General features: G+C 41.2%; 26 protein-coding genes and 1 pseudogene. 21 read left to right on the top strand and 6 right to left on the bottom strand.

From position 1 onward, the window contains the following. The first annotated feature begins 26 nt into the window (after positions 1–26). Entirely contained in the window at positions 27–980 is a 954-nt protein-coding gene (locus FPZ44_RS10410; RefSeq protein ID WP_144989911.1) for a D-ribose ABC transporter substrate-binding protein, read from the top strand. 133 nt (positions 981–1,113) lie between these two features. Further along, positions 1,114–2,097, top strand: coding sequence for a LacI family DNA-binding transcriptional regulator (locus FPZ44_RS10405; protein WP_144989909.1), 984 nt, complete (start codon positions 1,114–1,116; stop codon positions 2,095–2,097). Between the two features lie 72 nt (positions 2,098–2,169). Here FPZ44_RS10405 and FPZ44_RS10400 read toward each other — a convergent pair whose 3' ends face one another. After that, on the bottom strand, positions 2,170–3,045 hold the full coding sequence (locus tag FPZ44_RS10400) for a LysR family transcriptional regulator (RefSeq protein ID WP_144989907.1): 876 nt from the start codon (positions 3,043–3,045) through the stop codon (positions 2,170–2,172). A gap of 150 nt (positions 3,046–3,195) precedes the next feature. On the opposite strand from FPZ44_RS10400, the gene FPZ44_RS10395 reads away from it, so the two are divergent. Further along, a complete protein-coding gene (locus tag FPZ44_RS10395; protein ID WP_144989905.1) occupies positions 3,196–3,954 on the top strand; it encodes an arylamine N-acetyltransferase family protein in 759 nt (252 codons plus the stop codon). An 87-nt stretch (positions 3,955–4,041) separates the two neighbouring features. Next, a complete protein-coding gene (locus tag FPZ44_RS10390; protein ID WP_144989903.1) occupies positions 4,042–5,793 on the top strand; it encodes an amidohydrolase in 1,752 nt (583 codons plus the stop codon). 96 nt (positions 5,794–5,889) lie between these two features. On the opposite strand, the gene FPZ44_RS10385 is transcribed toward FPZ44_RS10390, so the two are convergent. Then, complete coding sequence (locus FPZ44_RS10385) at positions 5,890–7,032, bottom strand: serine hydrolase domain-containing protein (protein WP_144989902.1); 1,143 nt, start codon at positions 7,030–7,032, stop codon at positions 5,890–5,892. 199 nt (positions 7,033–7,231) lie between these two features. Here FPZ44_RS10385 and FPZ44_RS10380 point away from each other — a divergent pair, with 199 nt between their 5' ends. The 3 genes from FPZ44_RS10380 to FPZ44_RS10370 are packed head-to-tail and all read left to right on the top strand — an operon-like array spanning position 7,232 to position 8,646. Next, the gene (locus tag FPZ44_RS10380) at positions 7,232–7,576 is read left to right on the top strand and encodes a DUF1904 family protein (protein WP_144989900.1); all 345 of its coding nucleotides are present in this window, start codon (positions 7,232–7,234) and stop codon (positions 7,574–7,576) included. A gap of 54 nt (positions 7,577–7,630) precedes the next feature. After that, on the top strand, positions 7,631–8,104 hold the full coding sequence (locus tag FPZ44_RS10375; RefSeq protein WP_144991784.1) for a GNAT family N-acetyltransferase: 474 nt from the start codon (positions 7,631–7,633) through the stop codon (positions 8,102–8,104). 23 nt (positions 8,105–8,127) lie between these two features. Then, a complete protein-coding gene (locus FPZ44_RS10370; protein ID WP_144989898.1) occupies positions 8,128–8,646 on the top strand; it encodes a GNAT family N-acetyltransferase in 519 nt (172 codons plus the stop codon). 111 nt (positions 8,647–8,757) lie between these two features. Here FPZ44_RS10370 and FPZ44_RS10365 read toward each other — a convergent pair whose 3' ends face one another. Next, entirely contained in the window at positions 8,758–9,459 is a 702-nt protein-coding gene (locus FPZ44_RS10365) for a MerR family transcriptional regulator (protein ID WP_144991783.1), read from the bottom strand. A gap of 88 nt (positions 9,460–9,547) precedes the next feature. On the opposite strand from FPZ44_RS10365, the pseudogene FPZ44_RS27110 reads away from it, so the two are divergent. Together FPZ44_RS27110 and FPZ44_RS10355 are read left to right on the top strand one after the other, a co-directional pair. Then, positions 9,548–9,637: pseudogene (locus tag FPZ44_RS27110) on the top strand (acetyltransferase); the annotation flags it as partial. Positions 9,638–9,743: 106 nt separating this feature from the next. Continuing rightward, positions 9,744–10,979: a phosphatidylinositol-specific phospholipase C gene (locus FPZ44_RS10355; protein WP_144989896.1), complete on the top strand. Its 1,236-nt coding sequence runs from the start codon at positions 9,744–9,746 to the stop codon at positions 10,977–10,979. 295 nt (positions 10,980–11,274) lie between these two features. Here FPZ44_RS10355 and FPZ44_RS10350 read toward each other — a convergent pair whose 3' ends face one another. Next, on the bottom strand, positions 11,275–12,438 hold the full coding sequence (locus FPZ44_RS10350; protein ID WP_144989894.1) for an MFS transporter: 1,164 nt from the start codon (positions 12,436–12,438) through the stop codon (positions 11,275–11,277). Positions 12,439–12,466: 28 nt separating this feature from the next. Beyond that, positions 12,467–13,477 carry an alpha/beta fold hydrolase gene (locus FPZ44_RS10345; RefSeq protein ID WP_144989892.1) on the bottom strand — a complete coding sequence of 337 codons (1,011 nt, stop codon included), beginning with the start codon at positions 13,475–13,477 and terminating at the stop codon, positions 12,467–12,469. A 136-nt stretch (positions 13,478–13,613) separates the two neighbouring features. On the opposite strand from FPZ44_RS10345, the gene FPZ44_RS10340 reads away from it, so the two are divergent. Continuing rightward, a complete protein-coding gene (locus FPZ44_RS10340; protein ID WP_144989890.1) occupies positions 13,614–14,513 on the top strand; it encodes a LysR family transcriptional regulator in 900 nt (299 codons plus the stop codon). 103 nt (positions 14,514–14,616) lie between these two features. Then, the gene (locus tag FPZ44_RS10335; protein ID WP_144989888.1) at positions 14,617–14,976 is read left to right on the top strand and encodes a winged helix-turn-helix transcriptional regulator; all 360 of its coding nucleotides are present in this window, start codon (positions 14,617–14,619) and stop codon (positions 14,974–14,976) included. 78 nt (positions 14,977–15,054) lie between these two features. On the opposite strand, the gene FPZ44_RS10330 is transcribed toward FPZ44_RS10335, so the two are convergent. After that, complete coding sequence (locus FPZ44_RS10330; RefSeq protein WP_144989886.1) at positions 15,055–15,585, bottom strand: NAD(P)H-dependent oxidoreductase; 531 nt, start codon at positions 15,583–15,585, stop codon at positions 15,055–15,057. Between the two features lie 390 nt (positions 15,586–15,975). Between FPZ44_RS10330 and FPZ44_RS10325 the strand changes: the two genes are divergently transcribed. From FPZ44_RS10325 to FPZ44_RS10285, 10 genes are all read left to right on the top strand, one after another. Continuing rightward, positions 15,976–16,359, top strand: a complete 384-nt coding sequence (locus FPZ44_RS10325; RefSeq protein ID WP_144989884.1) for a GntR family transcriptional regulator — start codon at positions 15,976–15,978, stop codon at positions 16,357–16,359. Then, on the top strand, positions 16,356–17,222 hold the full coding sequence (locus FPZ44_RS10320) for an ABC transporter ATP-binding protein (RefSeq protein WP_144989882.1): 867 nt from the start codon (positions 16,356–16,358) through the stop codon (positions 17,220–17,222). The genes FPZ44_RS10325 and FPZ44_RS10320 overlap by 4 nt, the downstream gene beginning before the upstream one ends. Then, positions 17,215–17,835, top strand: coding sequence for an ABC-2 transporter permease (locus FPZ44_RS10315; protein WP_144989879.1), 621 nt, complete (start codon positions 17,215–17,217; stop codon positions 17,833–17,835). Before FPZ44_RS10320 ends, FPZ44_RS10315 begins: the two co-directional genes overlap by 8 nt. Before the next feature lie 60 nt (positions 17,836–17,895). Next, positions 17,896–18,777, top strand: coding sequence for a CPBP family intramembrane glutamic endopeptidase (locus FPZ44_RS10310; protein ID WP_144989878.1), 882 nt, complete (start codon positions 17,896–17,898; stop codon positions 18,775–18,777). Between the two features lie 261 nt (positions 18,778–19,038). Further along, on the top strand, positions 19,039–19,797 hold the full coding sequence (aiiA, locus tag FPZ44_RS10305; protein ID WP_144989876.1) for a quorum-quenching N-acyl homoserine lactonase AiiA: 759 nt from the start codon (positions 19,039–19,041) through the stop codon (positions 19,795–19,797). A gap of 239 nt (positions 19,798–20,036) precedes the next feature. Next, a complete protein-coding gene (locus tag FPZ44_RS26445; protein ID WP_186785988.1) occupies positions 20,037–20,195 on the top strand; it encodes a hypothetical protein in 159 nt (52 codons plus the stop codon). Between the two features lie 84 nt (positions 20,196–20,279). Next, the gene (locus FPZ44_RS10300; protein WP_144989874.1) at positions 20,280–20,615 is read left to right on the top strand and encodes a hypothetical protein; all 336 of its coding nucleotides are present in this window, start codon (positions 20,280–20,282) and stop codon (positions 20,613–20,615) included. Positions 20,616–20,670: 55 nt separating this feature from the next. Continuing rightward, on the top strand, positions 20,671–21,468 hold the full coding sequence (locus FPZ44_RS10295) for a hypothetical protein (RefSeq protein WP_144989872.1): 798 nt from the start codon (positions 20,671–20,673) through the stop codon (positions 21,466–21,468). A gap of 65 nt (positions 21,469–21,533) precedes the next feature. Beyond that, positions 21,534–21,893, top strand: a complete 360-nt coding sequence (locus FPZ44_RS10290; RefSeq protein WP_144989870.1) for a hypothetical protein — start codon at positions 21,534–21,536, stop codon at positions 21,891–21,893. Between the two features lie 46 nt (positions 21,894–21,939). Then, positions 21,940–23,601: a DUF6138 family protein gene (locus FPZ44_RS10285; RefSeq protein ID WP_144989869.1), complete on the top strand. Its 1,662-nt coding sequence runs from the start codon at positions 21,940–21,942 to the stop codon at positions 23,599–23,601. Positions 23,602–23,633: the final 32 nt, after the last annotated feature.

Here is a 23,633-nt window from a genome sequence, read left to right as displayed (position 1 = left end):
ACTAACAATGAAAAGGGTGGTTCAACATGAGAAAATCAACTAAACTACTAAGCATCGGTTTGACAGCAGTCCTGCTCCTTGCAGGCTGTTCTACTACGGCACCCGGATCAGGAAACAAGGAAGCTGCACCAGGCGGGAATAAAACAGATGGTTTTAAAATTGGACTAGCGGTATCGACACAAAGCAATCCGTTCTTCGTAACGTTAAGGGAAGGTGCCGAGAAAGCTGCAGCAGCAGGTTCAGCACAATTGATTACGGTTGATGCACAAGATGATGCAGCTAAACAAGCTTCTTCCATCGAAGACTTAATTCAACAACAAGTAGATGTTATTATTATTAACCCTACAGATTCAGGGGCTGTTGTTCCTGCCGTTGAATCTGCTAACGCAGCGGGCATTCCGGTTATTACGGTCGATCGAACTTCCGACGGTGGTAACGTAACGACGCATATCGCATCCGATAACAAAGCAGGCGGTGTACTTGCTGCTAAGCATATCGCGGAGCAGTTAGGCGGAACGGGTAAAATTGTGGAGCTTGAAGGGATTCCGGGATCTTCCGCAGCACGAGAGCGCGGTGCCGGCTTTAATGAAGAAATCGCCAAATCGAGCGGCATCCAAGTTGCTGCCAAACAGCCTGCTGATTTTGACCGTGCAAAAGGTTTGACGGTAACGGAGAACATTTTACAAGGAAACAAAGATATTAAAGCAATCTTTGCACACAATGATGAAATGGCGCTAGGCGCGCTTAAAGCTATTGAAGCATCAGGTGCCACTGGTATTACCGTAGTTGGCTTTGATGCAACTGATGATGCAGTGAAGCAAGTAGCTGATGGGAAATTGAGCGCGACGGTAGCTCAGAAACCGGAGAAGATAGGGACGTTGGCTGTCGAAACAGCAATCAAAATCGCGAAAGGCGAAACGGTAGAGGCCTCGATTCCTGTCGAGCTTGAACTCATTACAAAAGATACAGCTAACAAGTAATAGCAAGCAGCCAAATAAGTATGCATCCAACAAACAAGTGTGTTTATGTTCTTTGAGCGTAGCACACTTGTTTTTGTTAAGTGTCTTTCCGTATACTTTATAGGAAGGTTATTCGTGAAAGGTTTTGTTATAAATGACGACAATTAGAGATGTTAGCAAACTAGCAGGTGTATCTGTAGCAACAGTATCCCGTCTTCTTAATCAAAGCGGTTATGTAAGTAAGGAAGCTGAGATTGCAATTATGGCAGCGGTACAAAAACTAAATTATAAACCAAACAACATTGCTCGGAGCTTGGCGGGTAAAAAAACAGCTGCGGTTGCCTTGATGGTGCCGGATATTTTAAACCCCTTTTTCCCGGAAATTGCACGCGCAGCCGAAGATGCGGCAGCGGCTGAAGGCTACACGCTTGTACTATGCAATACGGACAATAGTCCTGTTAAAGAAAAGCAGTATATTGAAACACTGATCAACAAGCAAATTGATGGCATCATTATATCTTCCTATACCATTCAGCCAGAGCAGATCATTGCCTTGCAGGATCGGTCTATTCCAGTTGTAGCTATCGATAAACCTTTTCCCAATTATCCCATCGTTACGATTACAGCGGCGAATAGGCATGGAGGTGAATTGGCAGTTAGCCATCTGCAAGCGGCTGGATGCAGCAAGATTGCTCATATTTCTGGTCCAACGCATGTACATGCATCAAGAGAACGGACTATAGCCTATGAAGAAATTTGCAAGGAGCTTCCTTGGTTTACTCCAACCCTGATTGGTTATGGCAACTTTACGGTAGCAGGTGGCTATCAAGCGATGAAGGACATTTATAAGAAGCATCCTGATGTTGATGGTGTATTTGCAGGGAATGATCTAATGGCTGCTGGAGCATTGAAGGCGCTTATAGAGCTAGGTGTTAAGGTTCCTGAACAGGTGAAGGTAATCGGCTTCGATGGTGTTCGTATGGACATGGTCTATCCTGAGATCACGACTATCTCCCAGCAGATTTACTCCTTCGGTGAAACAGCAATGAACTACTTAATCCGTTTAATCAACAATGAACCAGTCGAGCGTAAAAATTACGAGTTTGATGTAGAGCTTCTGCACAAAGGAACCACTTAGTGTTACGTTAAACTTTATCGCGGAAACAGCCTCCACTGTTAGTAGGGGCTGTTTTTTGATCGATTTAAACATTTATACTGGAGTATAATGCCCCTGTATAAACGCTCGAAACGCCTGTGCGGCAAGCGACTGATAGTGTTTTTCATGCCATACTAAATGTGGAGTCCACTGACAAACTGGATTTTCAATATGAAGCAAATGAAGAGGTGGCAGTTCTCGCTTCGCAGCAGCGGGTAAAAATGCGACACCGAGGCCAGCGCGAACTAAACTACTAATTGCTGCGGGTTCGTCACCTTCGCATATGATATTCGGCACAAATCCCGCACTCTTGCAAAATTCATCTGTAATTTTCCGGAAGCTATATCCTTCTTTCAAATTGATGAACGGATCATCGGCTACCTCTCTGAGCTGAATACTATCACGATCTAGAAAGCGATGCGAATAGGGCACAGTGAGTACAATTTCTTCTGTCTGTAATGGCATATAACAAATGTCAGGTCGATGAATGAATGATGTAGCGATACAAAAATCAATTTCCCCTTTTTCCAGCAATTCAACCATTTCTTCCTCTGTAATCGCTTGAGTAATGCGAAAGTTAACATGCGGGTACATCGATATAAAAGGACCTAAAAACTCTGCGACTCGGTGTAAAGTTGTTGTAGCTAATAAAATACTGCCTTGCTCCAATCCCGCCATGTCTTTCATTTCACGACGACCATTTTCCAGTGCATCTAGCGCCTTATCCACGTTCTTGAGAAAAGCTTTACCAAATACATTGAGCCGAATTTGTCGCCCGACCCGATCAAACAACTGCACGCCCAAATCCTCTTCCAAACGGGAAATCATGACACTAAGCGCGGGTTGGGCAATATGCAGCTCTCTAGCTGCTTTCGTCATATGTTCGGTGCGAGCAACGGTTTGAAAATATTTGAGTTGCTGCAAGTCCATGCTGTTTTACCACCTTAATCCATAATAATTTCATTATTAATATGATTAACATTTATATATTTTTTATTATGTAGTTTTCATTTTACAATAATAAATGTAAGGTCACCATTAAAGTAGTAAGGAATAATGAGAAAGGGATAGGTGATAGGCATGGACGTACAAAAATACTTGGATCGCATTCAAGCTGAGAAGAGAGAGGGGCAGAGTCTTGATTATTTGGCTCACCTTCAAAAACAGCATGTACTTAACATACACTTTGAAAATTTAGACATCCTAACAAAAAAACCACTATCTTTAAAGGTTGAGAATCTTTATCAAAAAATGGTTCATGATCAACACGGGGGCGTCTGTTACGAGTTAAACGGATTATTTTATCATTTGCTAAATGAGCTTGGCTTTAAGCCTTATCTAATGGCCGGAACCGTATATGTCGGTAATGGAGTTTGGGCACTTGAAAATGCACACATGTTCACCATCGTGCCAATAGAAGGTAAAGAATATTTGGTAGATGTAGGGTTTGGAGGTAACTGTCCGCGATTACCTGTCCCGTTAAGTGGGGAAGAGGTTATTGATAGTGATGGGGTTTACCGAGTTATTAAGGATGAATCCCAGTCTTGGTTCTATCTGCAAAAGAAGAGTGACGATGAATATGAAACGCTGTATCGATTTGAAACTCCTTCGAACCGATGGAGTTTGGAGAAGATACACCCAATATGTGTGCTGACCGAAACGGCATCTGACTCTATGTTCAACAAGATGTTTTTCCTTTCTCGGGTTACAGAAAAGGGGCGAATAACTTTGTTAGGCAATACGCTCATTATTGTCAACGGAAAAGAAAAGTTAAAACAGAAACTTGAAGAACATGAGATTGCAAAGGTCGCTCGTCTCCATTTTCAGCTTACAATTTGACCTGACTACTAGTAGTTGACTTTGACACTATGTCAATGCTTATTCTATCTTCACGGGCAGTTTATTTTAATAAAGGAGTAACAACACATGAAAAAATTTCCCTTGAAAACAATAATGACTGTTGGTGTCATTTTCAGCATGGTATTCGTTTCAGCATGCAAACCTGAAGTAGGCGAGGCCCATTATGATAGTAAGGTCCCAGTAAGCAAGTTATCCAACCATGTTGTCATTAAAAATGGCACCATTTATACAGCCAACCAAGATCAAGATATGGCAGAAGCGGTAGCCATGAAAGATGGTAAAATTACATTTATTGGTACTAACAAGGATGTAGAAAAATTTATTACTGAGGATACTCAAGTTATTGATGCAGAAGGGCAGCTTGTTCTTCCTGGTTTTGTAGATAATCATAATCATATATTTGAAGCACAATCACCAGCTGCAGGGAATTGCAGTGTATCACCAGAGAATTCCTTACAAGAACAACGTCCCTATTTAAAAGCATGTCAAAAAAGCGTAAAGCAAGGAGAATGGATTAGCGGAACAGGATTTAGCATAGAAAATTTATTGCAAGATTCGGATGAAGATTCAGAAGAACAAACACCATTACAGCTCCTTGACGAGCTGTTTCCGAACAATCCTGTCGTAATTATGGAGAGAACGTCGCACTCTGTATTGGTTAACTCTAAAGCACTTGAGGAAGTCGGGATGAATACAGATGCGGAAGATCCTCAGGGGGGAAGAATTATTCGAGACCCGGAAACAGGTGAGCCTTTCGGTATTCTTTATGATGCTGCTGGTGATATTGTTATGGAAAAAGCGTGGAGTTCACAGCCAGATCTATTTGAGAAAAATGTTGAAGGTTTATTGGCTGGTCTAGATGAAGTCGCAAAAAATGGGATTACAACCGTTGGTGATGGTCGTCTCTATTGGAAACGTGGCTGGTTAGATGTGTGGGACAAAGTATATGACGATGGGAAGTTAACATCACGAGTAGTTCTTCGTCCATGGGTATACCCCAATGTAAATGAAGCAGAACAACTCGAGTATTTCAAAAAAATTAAACATCATGACACATCGTCTAGAATGCTTATTAATCAGGTGAAAATGTATAATGATGGTATTAGTATTAATAGCACAGCCAAAACATTAGACAAATACAAATTTGAATGGTTCCCAGGAACTCCATATGGTCTAAATTATATACCAGAACAAAAAATGAAATGGTGGTTGACGGAATTAAATAAAATCGGCTATGGTGCCTTTATTCATACGATTGGTGATGGCGGAGTAAGAGAAAGTTTGAATGCAATAGAGGCAGCAAAACATAATGGATCGCAGCAGCCATATACACTTACTCACGTGGAAATGGTTGAAGAGAGTGATATTCAACGTTTTGCTGAATTAGGTGTTAGTGCCGATTTTCAGGTAGGACAAGATTTTGCAGAAGATCCTAATCAAAGCTGGGCAAGTGCCTATTTTTCAAATGAGCAAATGAAGCGTATGATGCCGTTAGGGCAGATATGGAAAACAGGTGCAAATGTATCTCTTAGTAGTGATTGGGATGTAAATGAACTGAATCCACTCGTTACGATTTCTAACTCATTGAGTCTCGGCAAAAAGGGGTTGCCTAATGTATTGGCAGCCATTGACGCTTACACAATTAAACCCGCCAAATCATTGGGCCTTGATAAAGTTACTGGCTCAATTGAGATTGGTAAATCTGCGGATATTATCATATTAGATGATGATATCACTGAGATGAAAGAACAAGGAATTCCTAATACCAATGTTTTAATGACCGTGTTACAAGGAGAAGTCGTTTACTACAAAAAATAAATAGCCGTAGGTGAAAAAGAATGCAGACCTACTATCTGCATTCTTTTTTTGTCAATTTTCTCTTTATCACTTATCGATTGTTGGTTGAAATATCACTTATGTCAAATGCTCAATGATCGTACGGTATGCAGTAACTGCCTCATAATCATGAATGTTAAATACGGTAGGATCAACCCCAGATTTAACGATAACCGTTCGTTCCTTCTGATTTACATAAATATGCTGTCCATATATGCCGCGCGCCATAAACTCAGTCCCGTCACTGCCTAATGGTGCCCACCATTGATAGCCATAACCAAAGAAATCATTAGCTACCCCAGGCATCAAATCCGCTCGGTCGGGTGTAACCGATTCCTTAATCCACTTCTCAGATATGATTTGACGGCCATTCCAATTCCCATTATGCAAATACAGTCTTCCGAACTTGGCGTAATCTCGAAGTGTCGCGTTAATAAAGGTGAATGCTATTTCATTGCCATGCAGATCGGTGCTCCAATAAGCATTTTGCTCCATGCCTAGCGGCTTCCAAAGCTTTTCCTCTAAATAAGCAGATACTTTTTTGCCTGTCGTTCTTTCAAGCAGCATCCAGAGCACTTGCGTGTCCACGCTCTTATATTCAAACTGGCCTGGCTCCTGCAATTTTGTCAGCTGTTGCACATATTTGGAGATGGGCACAGCTTTTTCACCGAACACGTCACTTAAGAAGGTGTGGATTTCCGCATCCTTATCATTGTAATCCTCATTGAAGCGTACGCCAGATGACATTTGGAGTATATCTTTAATACTAGCCCCATCAAAGCCGCTCCCTATTAGTTCAGGCAAATAGGACGTTACCGAATCATGAACATCTTTCATAGCACCTTCATCAAAGGCAATGCCAACTAAGGCAGAAACGATTGATTTCGCTACAGACATGGACATCGCTGTCGACTGTTGATCGTAGCCGTTGTAATACTGCTCTGTCACAATCGTATCGTCATGAATAACGAGAAACCCTGTAGCAGAAACCTTCTGCAAGTAATCGGCTACCTTCATGCTGCGACCATTAAATTCATAATTGATTCTCGATAATGGCAGCTCATTTTTTTGAAACAAAAATGTATGCTCAGGCGCGTGAATATCGTTTCTCGGCATAATCTTGTCCATATTTCGAAAGCTCCACGCGATGTGATCCTCGTGCAGCATCGTGGCTAATTTGCTTAAATCATACTGCTGATTGTGCTCATTATTCAATGTCATCGTAACCTCCTGCTGCGAAAATATATCGAGTAAATTCTATAGTTTTCATTGTACCTTACGATTAGTGAGTATACAAATTTATAAGAAATATCTAATTTGATCAGGACAAATTTTCAAATATGCGAAATAATTCAGAGATATTAAAGTACGTTAAATAGCTGTATACTAATAGTAAGTATGTATAAGGAGAAATGATTGTATGCCATTTTTGAGGTTCAAGGGATTTAATAAAAGCATTATTGAGCAAGTGTCACCATCTATCATTGAACAGTTTTCCAATATTGTTGATATTCCAAAAGAGATTGTAAAAATAGAGCTTCTTCATGTTGATCAAATCGCCAATTCACCGTTATCAGTAGAAATTTATATGTTTCAACGCGAACAAGAAATTCATGATGCGGTTGCTGCTATGATACATGCAAAGGTGAGTGAGTACGGATGTCATCGTGTACACATCTTTTATGTAATCTTATCACCTTCGCTTTACTATAAAGAAGGAAAGCCATTAAACGCTTTACCGAAAACAGCGTCATCAGCCAAATGAGTGGAGCAGCATTGCATTGATATAAGAAGCAAGGCGGTTTTTAAAAAAATGAGCATTGAAATCATTAGATTTAAGAACTCCGATATGAAAGAAATAATTGAGCTATTTTATGAGACGGTACATTCCATCAATGCTCGAGATTATTCGCCAGCACAATTAGACGTATGGGCACCCAAAGACGAACAAGTACGTAAAGAACAGCTCTGGTTGGAGTCTTTACGTAACAACATCTCATATGTTGCTCGTATGAACGGTATAATTGTAGGCTTTGTTGATATGTCCCATAGTGGGTACTTGGATAGACTGTATATTCATAAAGACTTTCAGCGGCAAGGAATAGCGTCTGCTTTAGTTAATGCGATTGAGTCTGAGGCACAGAAACTTACCCTCAAGGAACTAAGTGTGGAAGCGAGTATTACAGCGAAGTCCTTTTTTATGAATCGAGGATACCAGATTGTTCAACAACAGAATATGGAGCGAAAAGGCGTTACACTAGTAAACTTTAAAATGATAAAACAATTAAGGTAATAAATGATTAGGAGAAATTATACATGAACGTAAAAGAGTTCGATACGATCTTTGAGATTATGCAAGACTCATTTCCTGCATATGAGCGGAGAACATATGATGGACAAAAGGAACTGCTAAACGATCCCTATTATCGTATTATTTCAAAAGTTAATGACACTAATCAAGTGGTTGCTTTTATAGCCGTATGGGAATTTCCTTTGTTCCGCTTCGTTGAACATATAGCTGTCTCGCCAGCTGGACGGGGAAGTGGTATCGGTGGAAAGTTAATGAGCGATTATATCGAAGAGTCACAAAAGCCTATCATATTGGAAGTAGAGCTGCCTGATACGAACTTGGCTGAGAGAAGAATAGGTTTTTATGAGCGTTTAGGTTTTAAGCTCAATCATTTCAAATATATACAGCCTTCACTTCAGAAAGGGCAGCCTGATGTTCCGTTAAAGGTGATGAGCTATCCTCAAATGCTTACGGAAGAGGAGTTTACTCTGTATGAAGATATTTTGTATACAAATGTATATAAGATACATCGTGTACAGGATTGAATCGAGCATGTAGGAAGCATAGAATCTGGAACGCGTAGAAAACCGTCCTTCCATTAGGACGGTTTCTTTATGTTTCTATGTCACGTTTCTTCTTAAGTGTTTGATTTCAATCTAATTTGGATCTTTTGTCAATTGAAGTAATGGATACAAGTAGGATATACCGCGCATCTGGGACTCAATGATTGTATCGAAATAAGAACGGATATTTTCGGCAAGCTTTAGGATTCGGGTGAAATCCGTATGATCGATTGAGACAATCGTTTGTTTGAAATAAACGGTATCCTCTGAATAAACGGTGTTTTGCAGTACTTGCAGTAACCTGATTTTTAGCATATGTGACCCGGTATATTGACGATATCGGTTAGTGGGGTCTCTGTCTGCCGTCACATAGCCAGCTTGCTCCCAATAACGGATCGCTGTTTTGGAAACCTGCGTCATTTCTGACACTTCTTTAATGGTGAACCACTTGTCATTAAGGTGAATTTGACTTTTTTTAGCGTACCTCCTAATATCCTCGATCAATTTTTCCAATCTCGCTTTTTCAGCATACAAAGCGACCTCTTGTGCCCGCACAATCCACAAAGCCTCGGAAGGCTTTCCTTGATGGAGTTCATTCAGAACTTCCGTTGTTACTTCCATCCCGAAAGCTGGAGCCATTGCTTGAATACATGCCAAGTAGGTCTCATGTAAATCGGTGTAAACACGATAGCCGTTTGCAGAGCGTACTGCAGGGGGAATGAGGCCATTAGCTTCATAATTCCGCAAGGTGCTGGTGCTTATCATGAATTTAGATGCAAGTTTCTTAGGACGCATCGTCAATTTGTGCCTCTCCCTTTAATATAATCCTAAAATTAAAACTATTTATAAGGTTTTCGAGAAATACCCCTAACTATCCTGCTCCTTGACGGGTGTACGAATTGGCGATGGGGCCATTATTAGCGTGGGAGCAGTGGTAGTAAAGGATGTTGACTCGCATACGATTGGAGGGAATAAGACTTCTTACTTGAATAGATATAGCATCGTACCTTAAGCGGTATCATATAATCCTTCGTGAGTTACTCTCATACAGTCCCATTAAAGGTACATAAAGGAGGAGAATGATGGCATCCATTCGTACAGACTTGAAATTAACCAACAATACTCCCTTAAACATCGCACGAATCTGGGTAAACGAAACAGATAACTATGATTGGGATGGGGGATCACGGCCTGATCATAATTTTCAAAATGTAAACCTCGGATCTTACGCAAGCCGTGCGGAGCGAGAAGAGCTTAACTATTGGGCTAGCTCAGCTTGGTATAGACTTCATATCGAATTCCAGAATGGCGATACAATCTCATTTAGAAACGATCAGTACGATGCCCGCCATGATCATAAACGCGAGATAGGGCTGGATGGTGCAAGTGCGGACAAGTATTTAGCGACTCAAATTTCTGGAGATGATTGGAACAAGATTACGATTTCTTTGCGGATGCCAACGAACGGTTGGATGGACAAAATAGCCGGCGATCGAAAGTTATTTGAGCTTAACATTCCTGGTACGCATGATACTTGTGCATTATACGGTGGAGATTTGGCGATATGTCAAACACAAACGCTTCGAGAACAATTGGATTCAGGTATTCGTTTTGTTGACATACGATGTCGACATATAGAGAACCGATTTGCGATCCACCACGGCATCATGTACCAGCACTTAATGTTCGGTGGTGGAGTTAGGGATGTATGTTTGAAATTTTTAGAAGATCATCCACGAGAGACGATTATTATGTCTGTTAAACATGAATACGATGATGCGGATAATACTAGAAGCTTTGAAGATACGTTTAGATGGTATCTTGAGGGCAATGAATCTATGTGGTATCTAGACGAAACGTTTCCGAGTTTGGATGAGGTACGGGGAAAAATTGTACTGTTGCGCCGATTTAAGGCGAATACTACTCTAGGTATAGATGCAACTGCTTGGAAGGATAATGCTACGTTCTCCATCGTAAATACTCATGAAAAACTGTGCATTCAGGACGAGTACAAAGTACCTACTGTGTTTCATATCGGAAGAAAATGGGATCGTGTGAAATCTCTATTAGAGCAAGCTCAAGAGGAAAAAGTAAACGAGTGGTATTTAAACTTTACATCTGGAACATCTGCTGGTGCGTATCCGTATACCGTTGCAGAAGGTAGCCCAGGTATTGAAGGACTTAATTCACATCTGTACAGTTACTTGGATCAGCTTGCAACGAAGAGGATAGGCACTATTATTATGGATTTCCCGAACAAACCGATCCCGAGCTTAGTTGAGAGGATTATTGCATCCAACAAATTTTCGTTCTAGCTAGTCATAGGAAAGAAGGACATTTTAGAGAGCGTATTACTTGAGCAAAAATGCCTATACGTAGTAGAAGCCGCCCTATTGGCGGCTTTTTTTCGTTTTAAGTCATTAAATAAGAGGTATCGCTGTCATCATTGGTTAATTTCTTACAGCATGATGATAGATAACGCTTCATGATAAGGAGAACTTGTTCATTATAGTGAAGAAAAACATCCTACCTTTATTGTTGAATATGCCGATTTTCAGTCGAGCACTTCACTATAAAGGAAGGATGTGGGACAGATTAGGGGTTACTGGTTTACATGCTTGCGCTACTTGAACGTTTTTTGAATAGCAGGATCGCAAGAAGTAAAGCTATGGATACAGCAGCAAGACCGAGCCAATTTAAATACAGGACGGTTGTACGGCTAATGACAAGCCCGCCTAATCCAGATCCCAGCGCGAAACCAAATTGGATGAAGGAAGTATTTACGCTTAGGGCAATGTCTGGATTTCGAGGTACCAGCGTGACCAAATATAGCTGTTGGGCAGGGGAGATGCTCCAGGTTGCCAACATGAAAACCATAAGAACCAATATCAAGATCATAAGATTAGCACCGGAAAGAGCTAATAAAATGAGCGTTATTCCTTGTAACAAGAGTCCGAGGCAAATTGTAAATTTTGATCCCTTTGCATCTGCTAATTGTCCGCCCATTTTTGAACCAACAAAGCTGCAAATTCCCGCTAGGAATAGAATGACGCTAATTTCGGTTATGGAAAGAGAGGATATGGCTTGCAAGTAAGGCGTAATATATGTAAATAGTGTAGAGTATCCTCCGATATAAAATAAAGTAATAGCCAAAGCAGTCAAAATTTTTGAATCTTTTAAAATGGAGAGCTGCATCCTGAGGCTAACCGCTTCTTCTTCTTCTTTGATTGCCGGAACCTTTTTATAGACGATAAGCAACGGAAGAATGGTTAATAAACCGATCAAAATAAACAAAACTCTCCATCCAAACATCTCGCTAAAAAACGTACCAATGGGAACTCCCAGCACGAGCGAGCTGCTGAGGCCCATCAAAATAATGCCGATAGCACGGCCTCTTCTTTCTTTTTCAACGAGTCGTGTCGCTACTGCCATGGCTACTACGGTAGCAATACCTCCGCTAACCCCTTGAATAATTCGTATCCATAGTGCTGTTTCATAAGAAGGGCTTATAAACATCAGTCCGTTGCTGGCAATGAACACACCAAGGGAAACCATGAGCAGCTTCTTGCGATCCATATTTATCGTTATAGCAATCAGAATTGGAGCGACGATGGCTGCCGCGAGAGCAAATACAGTTACCAATAACCCAACTTTGGATGTAGATACGCCCAAATCCACGGCGATCATTTCAATAACTCCTGTAATAATATATTCAACCGTTCCGATTAGAAAAACAGCAAGTGCTAGAACATAGATGATCAGGTTATTTTTCAATTCAATCTGCTCCTTTTCCAGTTATACTTCATTCAAGTAAGAAATTTTGTAGCCTGCGATCTATAAATTCAGAATCTGGTTCATGTTGTCCAATACCTGCGCAATGCCCCCACTTCGATTCTATTGGGATGAATAGCGCATTGGGCATATGTTGTGCCTCATACTTGTTGTCTTGGGGAGGAAAGAAAAGATCTGTACTTCCGGGCATGACCAGTGCATGTGCTGTAATTTTGCTTAATGCAAGTTCAAAATCGCCGTCATACACCGGATTTGAGCTAATATCACTGCTGATTCCGGTATGCAGCATGGTGATCAGGTCATTGGCATCGAAGGTCAAAAACACTTGATCCCAGTAATCCACTAGATATTCCTCCAGTGTGTGGTAACCCTCTTGCTGATAGAGATGCTCCAGATAATAAGCCTGAGAGAAACCCCAAGCTGCATAGACTCGACCCATGGCTGCCAGTCCCGTTTTGGGCTGCTGCGTATAATAGCCATTCTTCCAAACAGAGTCAGCCTGAAGGGCAGCGATCATTCCTTCAAATACAACCTTTGCATGCGGCCGAAACTTGGCTGTCCCTCCGAATGGAGCGATTCGTTCGACCATATCCGGGTAGCTTGCTCCCCACTGAAAGGTCTGCACGGCTCCCAGTGACCAGCCTACGACGAGGGCGATTTTCGTAATACCGAACTTTTGGGTAACCAGTTGATGCTGCAGCCGCACATTATCATATATCGAAATCTGTGGAAAATTAGCTTGGTGATAGGGCGGAGGCGTATTGCTTGGCGAAGAGGATAGCCCATTGCCCAACATATTAGGGATGATGATAAAATACTTTTCCGGGTCCAGCGCCTTACCAGTTCCAATTAACCATTCATTATCGGTATGCTGACCTGCAAACCAAGTGGGGTACACAATAACATTATTTTTCGCTGCATTTAGCGTTCCGTAAGTTTTATAGGCGAGAACGGCATGTGGCAGGGTGTCACCGGATTGCAGCAGAATATCTCCCAGTTCATAAATTTCATAATCTCTCATGTGAATCTCTCCTTTTTATAGCTAAAGATGAATTGTGTCTTTCTTGTCATCACTCTACGACGATGTTATTGTTAAGTCAAAGAAACGTTTATGAATAAAACGTTCAATTTTTTTGAATTAAGGGGTGGGAAGTACCATGGATTTGCGCCAACTAAAGACCTTTCATACGCTTGCTTCCACACTCAACTTTAGCCGCGCTGCAGAAGTGCAAAACTATGTACCCTCCACGGTTACGATGCAGATGAAGGCATTGGAGGAAGAGCTGGGTGTCAAGCTGGTGGATAGATTGGGTAAAAAAGTAATCCTGACCGATGCGGGGAGAAGCTTTCTAGGCTATGTAAATAATATATTATGCGAGCTTGAAGAAGCACGCCATGCAGTCAAGCAATCCGGCGAGGTGACGGGTACGGTGGTCATTAGTGCGGATGAAACGTTGTGCACGTACCGACTCCCGGCTGTACTGCGCCGATTCCGCTTGCGCTATCCAGGGATTCGGCTGATGTTTCGGCCGCTCGCTAGTCCGAACCTCAAACAGAGCTTGCGGGAAGGGGGCGCGGACATTATTTTTATGCTGGATGAGGATAAGGGCGAGACAGGATATTGCGGAGAAAAATTACGGGATGAGCCCTTTTATGTATTGGCAGCACCCGACCATCCATTGGCTGCACGTAGTGCGTTGACCATTGAAGATTTTAATGGCGAGACTTTTTTGTTGACGGAGAAAGGATGTTCCTATCGCACGTTTTTTGAGCGGAGTCTTTCACAGAAGGGCATGGGTGGAATTACTGAATTGGAATTTAACAGCGCAGAAGCTATTAAACAATGTGCAAAAATAGGAATGGGTATCGCCATATTACCAGAAATGGCCGTGACAGCAGAAGTGAATCGAGGAGAACTGGTTCCGTTGCCGTGGGATCTGATGGCCACATCATTTGCGACTCAAATGTTTTGGCATGAAGAGAAGTGGATCTCGCCAGCGATCGAAGCCTTTTTGGGCTTGACTAGAGATACATTTTTGAAAAACAGCACCCTGTAAAGTTCTACTGAATTTCACATAGTATTACATAGTAAGCATTGGTTAAAAAATGAGTTTGAGAAGTTACAACAAAAGAAAATAAATTTGAAGGAGAGTGTAACTAGTGCGCGACACCTGTGTTCCTACTGGCGTGGGGCTGAAAGACACTGGCTTTGGATATACGTTGTCCTTAATAGGCGGTAAATATAAAATGATCATTATGTATTGGCTGTCTGAAAATAAGGTTATGCGGCATAATGAGCTGAAGCGAAGTATCGGTTCCATTTCCTTCAAAACACTAAGCATCATGTTAAAAGAGCTAGAGTCCGATGGCCTTATCATACGCACAGAATTTCCCCAAGTACCACCAAAAGTTGAATATACATTATCTGAACGCGGTCTTTCTCTCGTTCCAGTGCTAAATATGATGTGCGAGTGGGGAGAGAAAAATAGTTTGCCAGCTATGGAGCCTGTACAGCGGTAAGCATAGCTATTTTGTTTAAAGCAAAAGAAGTATCTCCTGAGCAAGGAAATACTTCTTTTTTAGCTAAAAAGTTATCTATTACATGTTGTCAATAAAATTCACATAATCTTGTGCACTTGTTTCCAAATCACTTGCAGACGTTCCACTTTCTGCGCCATACAACGCATAGAATGAACGGTAATCTGCATTGCAGTATAGGAAGGAAGTTTCAAAAGGAGATAATAAATGTTCAAGCGTGTAGCGATATCTTCCTTCTTCCGTATAATCTTCTTTTTTAATTCCTGCAGATACAGCTAAAGCAATTTTGCGATTTTTTAACTTATCACCTCCATTTGAACCATAAGCCCAACCATAAGCAAAAACATCGTCAAGCCATTTTTTAAGAAGAGGTGGACAATTAAACCAGTAGAAAGGGAATTGAAGAACGAGATTACTATGCGATTCAATTAATCGCTGTTCTTTGGCCACATCAATGTTCCCGTCAGGGTATACCTTATGCAATTCGTGTACCGTATACTTTTCCGGATCGTTTTTCAGTTCTTCTACCCATCGTTTATTTATGACGGAAGTTTCTATGCTGGGGTGCGTAACGATAACAAGAGTTTTCAAAGATTTGTCCTCCTAAAAGTAATGTTTATCATTTATGTCTTGAGTATAAAGTGCATACTAAAAAAATGTAAGTATGCACTTTTAGTACAGGTACTTACATAAAGGTTAGTGTTAAATCAGTCATGGAGTAAAAAATTCAGTTATCTAAAACATACAGTACCAGTACCTCTACAGAGATGCTGGTACTTTTTTTCTTAAAATAGAGGACAACGACACAATCATTTACGGATACTCTTTCGCTTAAAAATATGTTGGGGAACAAGGTAAGTAAGTTGCTAAAAGGATCTTTAATACAAAATAAAGGAATAGATATATTGACTCACAAGTGAATAGTGTATATATTGTATATACACGGTAGTTAATCGATTAACATAAGCCAGGGGATGGAACATGAATATTATCATATCCAACGCATCAAGCGATCCGATCTACACTCAGATCATGAACCAGATTAGACAGAGTATTCTGAGCGGTGAATTGCAAGCAGGAGATAGCCTTCCGTCGATTAGACAGCTAGCTAAAGATTTGCAAGTAAGTGTCATTACAACGAAACGTGCCTACGAAGAGTTGGAGAAAGAGCAGCTCATCGATTCTGTCGTAGGAAAAGGTTGTTTCGTATCAGGAGCCAATAAAGACTTTATTCGGGAGCAGCGAATGAAACGACTAGAAGAGAAGCTATTAGAAGTCATCCAAGACAGCAAAGAATTAAGCATGAGTCAGCAAGATGTAATTGAGCATTTGACAATTTTGTTCGAGGAGGATCAGACATCATGAATGCAATCGAATTACGTAATTTAACGAAAACATATCCTCAATTTACAGTTAATAATGTATCTTTGGATGTGAAGCGAGGGTATATTACCGGACTTATTGGTCCGAATGGAGTTGGTAAAAGTACTTTAATCAAGATGATACTCGGAATGGTTCGTCCCGACTCTGGCAGCGTAAAAATATTAGGCTGCGATATGCCTAAACATGAAGTGGACATTAAGCAGCGCATTGGCATCGTGTCGGATGATTGCTTTTATTATGAAGATGTTTCGATTCGTGATATGAAGCGGATAATCGCGCCTTTCTATAAGAAGTGGAATGAACAGAAGTTTAACAGCTATTTGGAACAATTTGAGTTGTCACCCAAAAAGAAGATTGGACAATTGTCTAAAGGGATGAAGATTAAGTTTGCCCTGGCTGTTGCTTTATCTCACGAGGCGGAGTTGCTCATCATGGATGAGCCGACTTCTGGGCTTGATCCTGTGTTTAGAAGAGAATTGCTTGATCTGCTTGCGGATATGATGCAGGACGAGCAAAATACGATTATTTTCTCGACCCATATTACAACCGATTTAGATCGTATTGCTGATTACATTAGCTTTGTCAACCGTGGGCAGCTCGTATTTAGTGAACCGAAAGATGAAGTGCTCGATAGGTACGCAATTGTGAAAGGTGATAGGCAGCTGCTTGATTCGGACATTCGCAAAAAGTTTGCGGGAGTGCGTGAGACTGCTTTTGGGTTTGAGGGATTAGTTGAGGATAGGCAGGAAGCTGAACGATTATTCGGCAATCTCGCTGTATTTGAAAAAGCATCCTTAGAAGACATCATCTATTACAACGCCAAGGGAGGCCGCGTTCATGCTTAACTTGCTTCGTAAAGACTTAATAGCGGCAAAGATATCTTTAGTAATGAGCGTCGGGATTTTTGCTGTATTTTGTATCTTCTTTATGAAAAAAGAAATGTCTATGCATCTTGTCGGTATCATTACAGCTTTCGCCACAATTAGCAGCCTTACTCTCAACGATACTAAAAATCATAATCATCAATTTCTAGTTACATTACCTGTTAGTCGCAAGCATATTGTGCAGGCCAAATATGTGCTATCTCTCATTTGTATAATTATTGCAGTCCTTGCTTCGTATGGGGTTCACTCGCTTGTGAAAATAGCCGTTCCAGGGTACATCCCCGTAGGTTATACCATTATAGACATTTTGGTCCCTATCGCTATTATGCTTGTTCTAACTTCCATATACTTGCCGTTTTTTTACTCGCTCAGTGAGAAAGGGGCACCTGTTTTAAATGTTATATTTTTGTTCCTATTTCTTATAATGGGGGACCCAGTAGCTCGTCTTATTCATATGGCATCTTTAAATGGAATTAATTATCCACTCTTATATGGTGCTCTGCTTAGTACCGTGTTGTTATATGTTGCATCGTGTTACTTAACGGTATATCTGTTTACGAAGAAAGACTTATAGCAGAAGCCATTCAAAACTTGTCTGGCTGAAGCAAATAAATTGAAAAGGAGAGTTAGCTATATGAAAAAGATGAAATCGATACATTTACTGCTCGCGGGGTGGGCGACATTAGTCTTTGGCCTGTTCCTTGCTATTTTTTTCACCGATATTGCTGGGCAGTTGTTCGGCTTATCAAGACAGTCTGAAAAATGGATTTCTGCTATTTTGATGACTGCGCTGGTCGTTCCTACTATTTTGTATTTGTATCGATATGTTTATCAAATGACCGGAGTTTCACCTAAGACGCCAGAATATTCGTGGAAAAAGCTATATCACTTTTTTACGGGGATGTTCTTTGCAATAGCACTAGCTTCATTAGGTTTCTTTATTGCTAATTCGCAAGGGTTATTATCCATTACACAATGGCATGCACCTGATCAGTGGTTTGCTGCGCTGTTCATAAATATTATCATTGCTTTCTTATACGAAGCTTTCCCAGAGGAATTAGCTTTGCGGGGACTGTTATATGATGTGCTGCGTCATCGATTCAAGGCATGGCTCGCCGTACCATTGCAAATGCTTCTATTTATCTCTGTTCCTATTTCGGTTTCTCTGCTTCAAGAACTTTTTGGAATGGCTCCGGGCAACATCATTAACATGGGGTACGTCATCACGATAATAAGCTTTGGATTCGTTTTGCAGTTGGTCCGTCTATGGAGCGGAAATATATGGGCATCAATGGGTTTTCATATTGCATATTTAGAAATCATGAGATTTGTTGTTGTAGCAAAAGGGTATGGAGCTTCACCGATCCTGACTTATCATGAATCCGTACCAGGGATTATAATCATCATTCCTGCTGTGGTGATTTTGGGAGGCGGTGTTGCATCCCTCGTTATATTAGGAGTTAAGCATCTCGTACAGAAAAGGAAAATGAAGCGAGCTGCTTCTCTTACAAACTAAATTAATGAATATATGATCATTAATAAATAAATTAGTCTTCAGAGTCGATTGCTAAAGCTTTTTAGTAGTCGGCTTTTTTTATAGCGTCAAGCAAAGTCATTGTACGTCATTGGCGCTTTCGATACGTTTCATTCTGATATTGTTCATTAGAATTATTTGTAACTTGGTGATAAACTCTAAGTGCTGGCTATACGAATCGCATCTTGCTGCTGCATACAGATTTTCTTATTGAAAAATAATTCTCTATTGAGGTGATCTGTAATGATTGAAAAACTTTATTGGCTTCCAGCAGGCAAACTTTCCATGGATAGTTCCGCATTTAATAAAAGTGTACAGAAAGGACAGATGATATCCATCCAAATCTGGTCTTATCTACTTGAGACCAAGGCTGGGCCGATCCTCCTTGATACTGGCATGCCTGAATCCTTCATCCATAACCCAGATTATTTTAAAGGTACTCCATACGAGGGAATAATAATCCCACTCATGGAGCCAGAGGATCACATCGTCTCCATTCTAAAACAAGTAGGATATTCTCCTAACGATATGATTGCTGTCATAAACTCGCATCTTCACCTGGATCATGCTGGAGGAAATCCTTATTTCCCTGATACCCCAATCTATATTCAAGAGAAAGAATGGGAGATTGTAAATAAGGGGGATACTTCCTATGCTCCTCCAGAATGTTTGCTGCCAAACCTGAATTACAAAGTCGTGGAAGGTGATGTTGAGCCTTTTCCAGGGATACAGCTGCTCTCTACGCCTGGACACTCGCCCGGGCATCAATCCGTACTTGTGACTACGGAGAAAACGGGTCCGATTCTAATAACCGTTGATATGGCTTATACGCGGAGCAATTACGAAGACAAAGTTCCATTTTTTACATTCGATAGCGTGCAAGCGGATCAGTCTATTGAACGAATCAAACAAAAAATGGAGGAGATTCAGCCGAACATTATTTTCTTCGGACACGATAATGAGCAGGGGATGAAGCAAGAGGTATATCCGCAGTTCTTTTAATTAACATAAATTTGCGTTTCTTTATTTTTATCGTTAGCCGATCCTGTGTGAATAGGGGTCGGCTATTTATGCATGATGGTGCATTTATCTTCGTATGAACAAAACCTATTTATAATTATTCTATAAATTTTTAGCATTGAAATTAATAAAGTGTGTAATTATCATTCCTTTTTGTGAAATTGGTCTCTGTCGCGTTATTATTTTTTAAGTGTATTATGAAGATGACGGAGGTGCTAATTGTGTGTACAGGCATTGCGCTATACGGCACAGAAAAGTTTACGCCGGCTGAAGCTTTTGATATCGGAAGCTTTCCGCATTTGAACGCTCTTTGTGAGTTTTCACTTTATGAGGTGTACCTCCCAGTTAAAGCATGGCTTACAAATTTGACGCAGCAGTAGCCTCAGTTTTCATATGGTATTGTTTACGCTGCCCATCAAATGACAAAAACCCATTCTTATGCGGCAGGTAATAATGGAGTTACTATGTTTCCATATGAAGCTGGTTTTGCCTTCAATAAAGAAACTCCTGGCAAGTTTGAAGGTAAGGGGCGATATACGAGTAAAATGCTTCGTATGGTCTATCCCTTAAATATAATGAACAGTCAACATTTGAAAATGGAAGTGAACGGAGTCAATCTGAAAGAATGGATTACAGATAGTGAAAAGCGTGGCCAGCTAACGGATATCGGTAACGATCTTTGGCTATGGGAAGTGGAAATGGAACAGCTTGAACAAGTAAATCAAGTGTGCGGAGAAGCTGGGGTGCTGGTGGCCTGGTCACCTCGTATCCCGAAAAAAGCGCCTAAAAGGCTGCCTTGATAAAATAGTTGCGATAAAAAAGCAAGACATTTAAATAAATAGGAGGCGTATTTCGATGGATGCGAAAGCAAAGAAAATATTGATAAATACGTTTTGGAGCTCTGGCGGATGGAGGTCGGGCGGTTACTCCTGTGCGGATGAAGATCTCCAATATGCGAAAAGCAAGGGGCTTATGTTCGACCCGATAACCTTGTCACACGAGGAATGCGTTCTTAAAGTAAGAGAGCTACACGAGCAAAAAATAACAAAAGAAACAGCAGTTCGTGCCTTTCTGCACAGTTTGTCCACACGCAAGGTTTATTTGCGCAGTGCTTTGTCCAGCTATGCATTAACGTATGATATACCAATACATACTTTTGCAGAGCGGCCGGCAGAACAAATAAGCTACTGTGCTTGCGGGGATTGTAATGACAGAAAGCTGATGGCGAAGGAACATTATGCCGATGAAAACTTAAATGTACTTAACTTTGAGCGAATCAAATGGGGCGGCGTCCGGTTGAACTGGCTGATCTATTGCATGATGGACTTGGATCTCCTCAGTAAGGACATGGAGTTTGAGGTTAGAAGTGAGGATATTGACATCCTCAAGCAAATGATTGAAGCCGTAGAGGCGTGCGAGGAAAAGGATGCAGCCCGACAGCTGGAGAAGCGTTGGAAAGAGATTTTCCCTAGCAACCAGCATGAACGGGACTGCGTGATGGAAATATGGGGCTACGCTGGTCTGCTGCAGTCTCAGAATGATTACCGCAAGGAGCGCGGTCGTGGAACCGACTTTATGTCGATGGCAACTTGGAGAGGCGAGGATAGGTATTGTGCTGATAGGCTGAAATACTATTTTGGGGAGTATTTGTAGTCTACTAAATATTATGTTATTACGAAGTTAACGAGAGTTTAAAAAATGTAAGAGGCGGGATTCCATTGATAACCATTAATGAAATTGTTGCAATCATCCGCACAGACAGCTTCTTTGAAAATGTCTTCGATAAAGAAGTAGACTGGGACGCAGAGTTAGACGCGAGAGATGCTGATGAATTTGATAGAGAATGGCGTTCTAGCTATGAAAAATTATATCAACTCGTTCCCGATGAAAATGAGATGATTCAAGATATTAGGGAATTTACGTTCAAGCAAACGTTTCGGATAACGAAAAATCCAGAGCTGGCAGGGTATACGTCGGACGATTTAGGCCTAATTTCTCAAGCATTTGACAACAAGATCGATATTCCATTTATTCATGACTTATGGAAGAGCTACATCCAAGGGAAATTTCCAACCTGAACCTATTTCAGATGAAATTTGTATAATTTTGGAGGGGGAGAAACCGTTGAATCAGGCTGTAGAAGCTTTTTTGAACGATGTATGGCAGGAAGTTACGTCAATATATGCAAAAGAAAGCAAAAGGATCAATGAATTAAAAGACCAAAGCAGGCTGCAAGCGGGAATCATGGACTATATTCAGGTTGCGTGGCGCAAGGGTAAGTTTGCATGGGCAAATGGAAAGGTTCATATCGATGTCTATGAACCATTTTCTTGGAGTGACAGCTCGTATAAAATCGAAGCTGGCTCCTATATCACGGAGTTAACCGACGAGCTTTTGACCGAACAGTTTTTCCCTGCTTTGTGCGGACGTATAGAGCAATTATTTCTTTCAGAGAAATTAGGACCCCGGTTCTTTGATTACAAGTTTGAAGTCGTATTTGAATTTGAGTGGGAGCAGTCGAAAGTTACACTAAAAAAGAAGCTGCTGCATAAGCCTAAGTTGATTCAACTCCAAAAAACCTTGGATCAATTTATCCAAACGAAGATTTTTCCCGATCCGCCTGTGCTGCCAAAAGAAAATGACCTGTTCTTCTTTGCCTATCATCTAGTCAATCCAGATATTATGCAGCAAAAAGTAGAAAAGATTGAGCCTCTGATTCGTCGGCTCTCTGACAAGCTTAAGACGAATCAAGATCGAAAAAATGATTGGCTCAGGCAATATACAAGAGCCTTCATCCAATGGTCTGAGAAGTGTTTTTTATCGCAGTATTTTAATCGTTCTGAAGATTACGGATCCAATTGGGTCATGAAGGAAGAAGACGATCATCCTTCTGTGGACATAGGAGAACTGGATTTCTTTTTATATGCAGCCTTGCAGATTGGCTTTACCGAACCGGATACTCGGCAGAAGTATCTGGAGCTTGCTGTCCTTTTAGGTTCCAAGCAAGCAGCTGACTATTTAAAAATAGGCAGCGGAAAATTTGAGAGTACCTATCGGGGAGGAAGGATAGAGGCTCGAAACAATGACGTCATGCAGACGATCGAAATCCGAATCCTTTCAGAAGAAGAGACGGCTTACGAGGAAGCACTCGATTATATCATCCAACTTTTGCGACAGGATTTTCCGAGGGGCTATAATTTAAAGTTAAAAAGCAGTCAAAAGCATTTTTTACCGTTGAAAAAATTGGCGAAGTCCAAGCTCCATCAGTTTTTTGCCAATGCGCTCAGCTATCCAAACCTATTCCCTAAGCTTGCGGAATATGCGGATACCGCGATGGAGAAGTTCGCATGGTACAACGATGTGGAGCCAGGAGAGAGATCAGTCATGCCGGGCACCTACGCCGTTTTGGGCCTCGGATTGTACAGCGAAGCTCATTTTTCGTTAGTAGGCCGTTATATGGAGCTGGTGGATACGGAGCATCAAATGGTGCAGGATAGTTATGCGCAGGCATTTATTGAAGCACATGGTGTAAAGGCGGAACATATGCCAGTGCTTGTATCCATTTTATTAGGAGGCAATGAAGAAGGAAAGCAGGTCAAAAATCTGACCATCGACCGTCCTGAGCTTGCCGATGCACTTGTCCAAGCTCTGAAGGGCAAAGAGATTTATGAAATGGAGCTCGTCGTGTGCCGGATTTTCGGAAGTGTGAAGAAACTGACCGCAGCAGCCAAAAAAGCAGATCCGCCTCTAAACGAAAGGCTGGAAGAACTGTTGGGACAACTCTAAAGTTAGCCCTTTTGGAATAATTGATGTTGAGC

It is taken from the genome of Paenibacillus agilis (assembly GCF_007786455.1).
GTDB classification, from domain to species: Bacteria; Bacillota; Bacilli; order Paenibacillales; family Paenibacillaceae; genus Paenibacillus_B; species Paenibacillus_B agilis.
The sequence above is the reverse complement of the archived record's forward strand: the minus strand, read 5'-3'. Positions and strand labels throughout refer to the sequence as shown.

Coding starts and splice junctions, on each gene's coding strand:
- FPZ44_RS10315 (WP_144989879.1), top strand. CDS start 17,215: ATGCTTAACTTGCTTCGTAAAGACTTAATAGCGGCAAAGATATCTTTA.
- FPZ44_RS10300 (WP_144989874.1), top strand. CDS start 20,280: ATGTTTCCATATGAAGCTGGTTTTGCCTTCAATAAAGAAACTCCTGGC.
- FPZ44_RS10355 (WP_144989896.1), top strand. CDS start 9,744: ATGATGGCATCCATTCGTACAGACTTGAAATTAACCAACAATACTCCC.
- FPZ44_RS10410 (WP_144989911.1), top strand. CDS start 27: ATGAGAAAATCAACTAAACTACTAAGCATCGGTTTGACAGCAGTCCTG.
- FPZ44_RS10370 (WP_144989898.1), top strand. CDS start 8,128: ATGAACGTAAAAGAGTTCGATACGATCTTTGAGATTATGCAAGACTCA.
- FPZ44_RS10385 (WP_144989902.1), bottom strand. CDS start 7,032: ATGACATTGAATAATGAGCACAATCAGCAGTATGATTTAAGCAAATTA.
- FPZ44_RS10320 (WP_144989882.1), top strand. CDS start 16,356: ATGAATGCAATCGAATTACGTAATTTAACGAAAACATATCCTCAATTT.
- FPZ44_RS10380 (WP_144989900.1), top strand. CDS start 7,232: ATGCCATTTTTGAGGTTCAAGGGATTTAATAAAAGCATTATTGAGCAA.
- FPZ44_RS10390 (WP_144989903.1), top strand. CDS start 4,042: ATGAAAAAATTTCCCTTGAAAACAATAATGACTGTTGGTGTCATTTTC.
- FPZ44_RS10365 (WP_144991783.1), bottom strand. CDS start 9,459: ATGCGTCCTAAGAAACTTGCATCTAAATTCATGATAAGCACCAGCACC.
- FPZ44_RS10325 (WP_144989884.1), top strand. CDS start 15,976: ATGAATATTATCATATCCAACGCATCAAGCGATCCGATCTACACTCAG.
- FPZ44_RS10405 (WP_144989909.1), top strand. CDS start 1,114: ATGACGACAATTAGAGATGTTAGCAAACTAGCAGGTGTATCTGTAGCA.
- FPZ44_RS10310 (WP_144989878.1), top strand. CDS start 17,896: ATGAAAAAGATGAAATCGATACATTTACTGCTCGCGGGGTGGGCGACA.
- aiiA (WP_144989876.1), top strand. CDS start 19,039: ATGATTGAAAAACTTTATTGGCTTCCAGCAGGCAAACTTTCCATGGAT.
- FPZ44_RS10400 (WP_144989907.1), bottom strand. CDS start 3,045: ATGGACTTGCAGCAACTCAAATATTTTCAAACCGTTGCTCGCACCGAA.
- FPZ44_RS10395 (WP_144989905.1), top strand. CDS start 3,196: ATGGACGTACAAAAATACTTGGATCGCATTCAAGCTGAGAAGAGAGAG.
- FPZ44_RS10345 (WP_144989892.1), bottom strand. CDS start 13,477: ATGAGAGATTATGAAATTTATGAACTGGGAGATATTCTGCTGCAATCC.
- FPZ44_RS10295 (WP_144989872.1), top strand. CDS start 20,671: ATGGATGCGAAAGCAAAGAAAATATTGATAAATACGTTTTGGAGCTCT.
- FPZ44_RS10340 (WP_144989890.1), top strand. CDS start 13,614: ATGGATTTGCGCCAACTAAAGACCTTTCATACGCTTGCTTCCACACTC.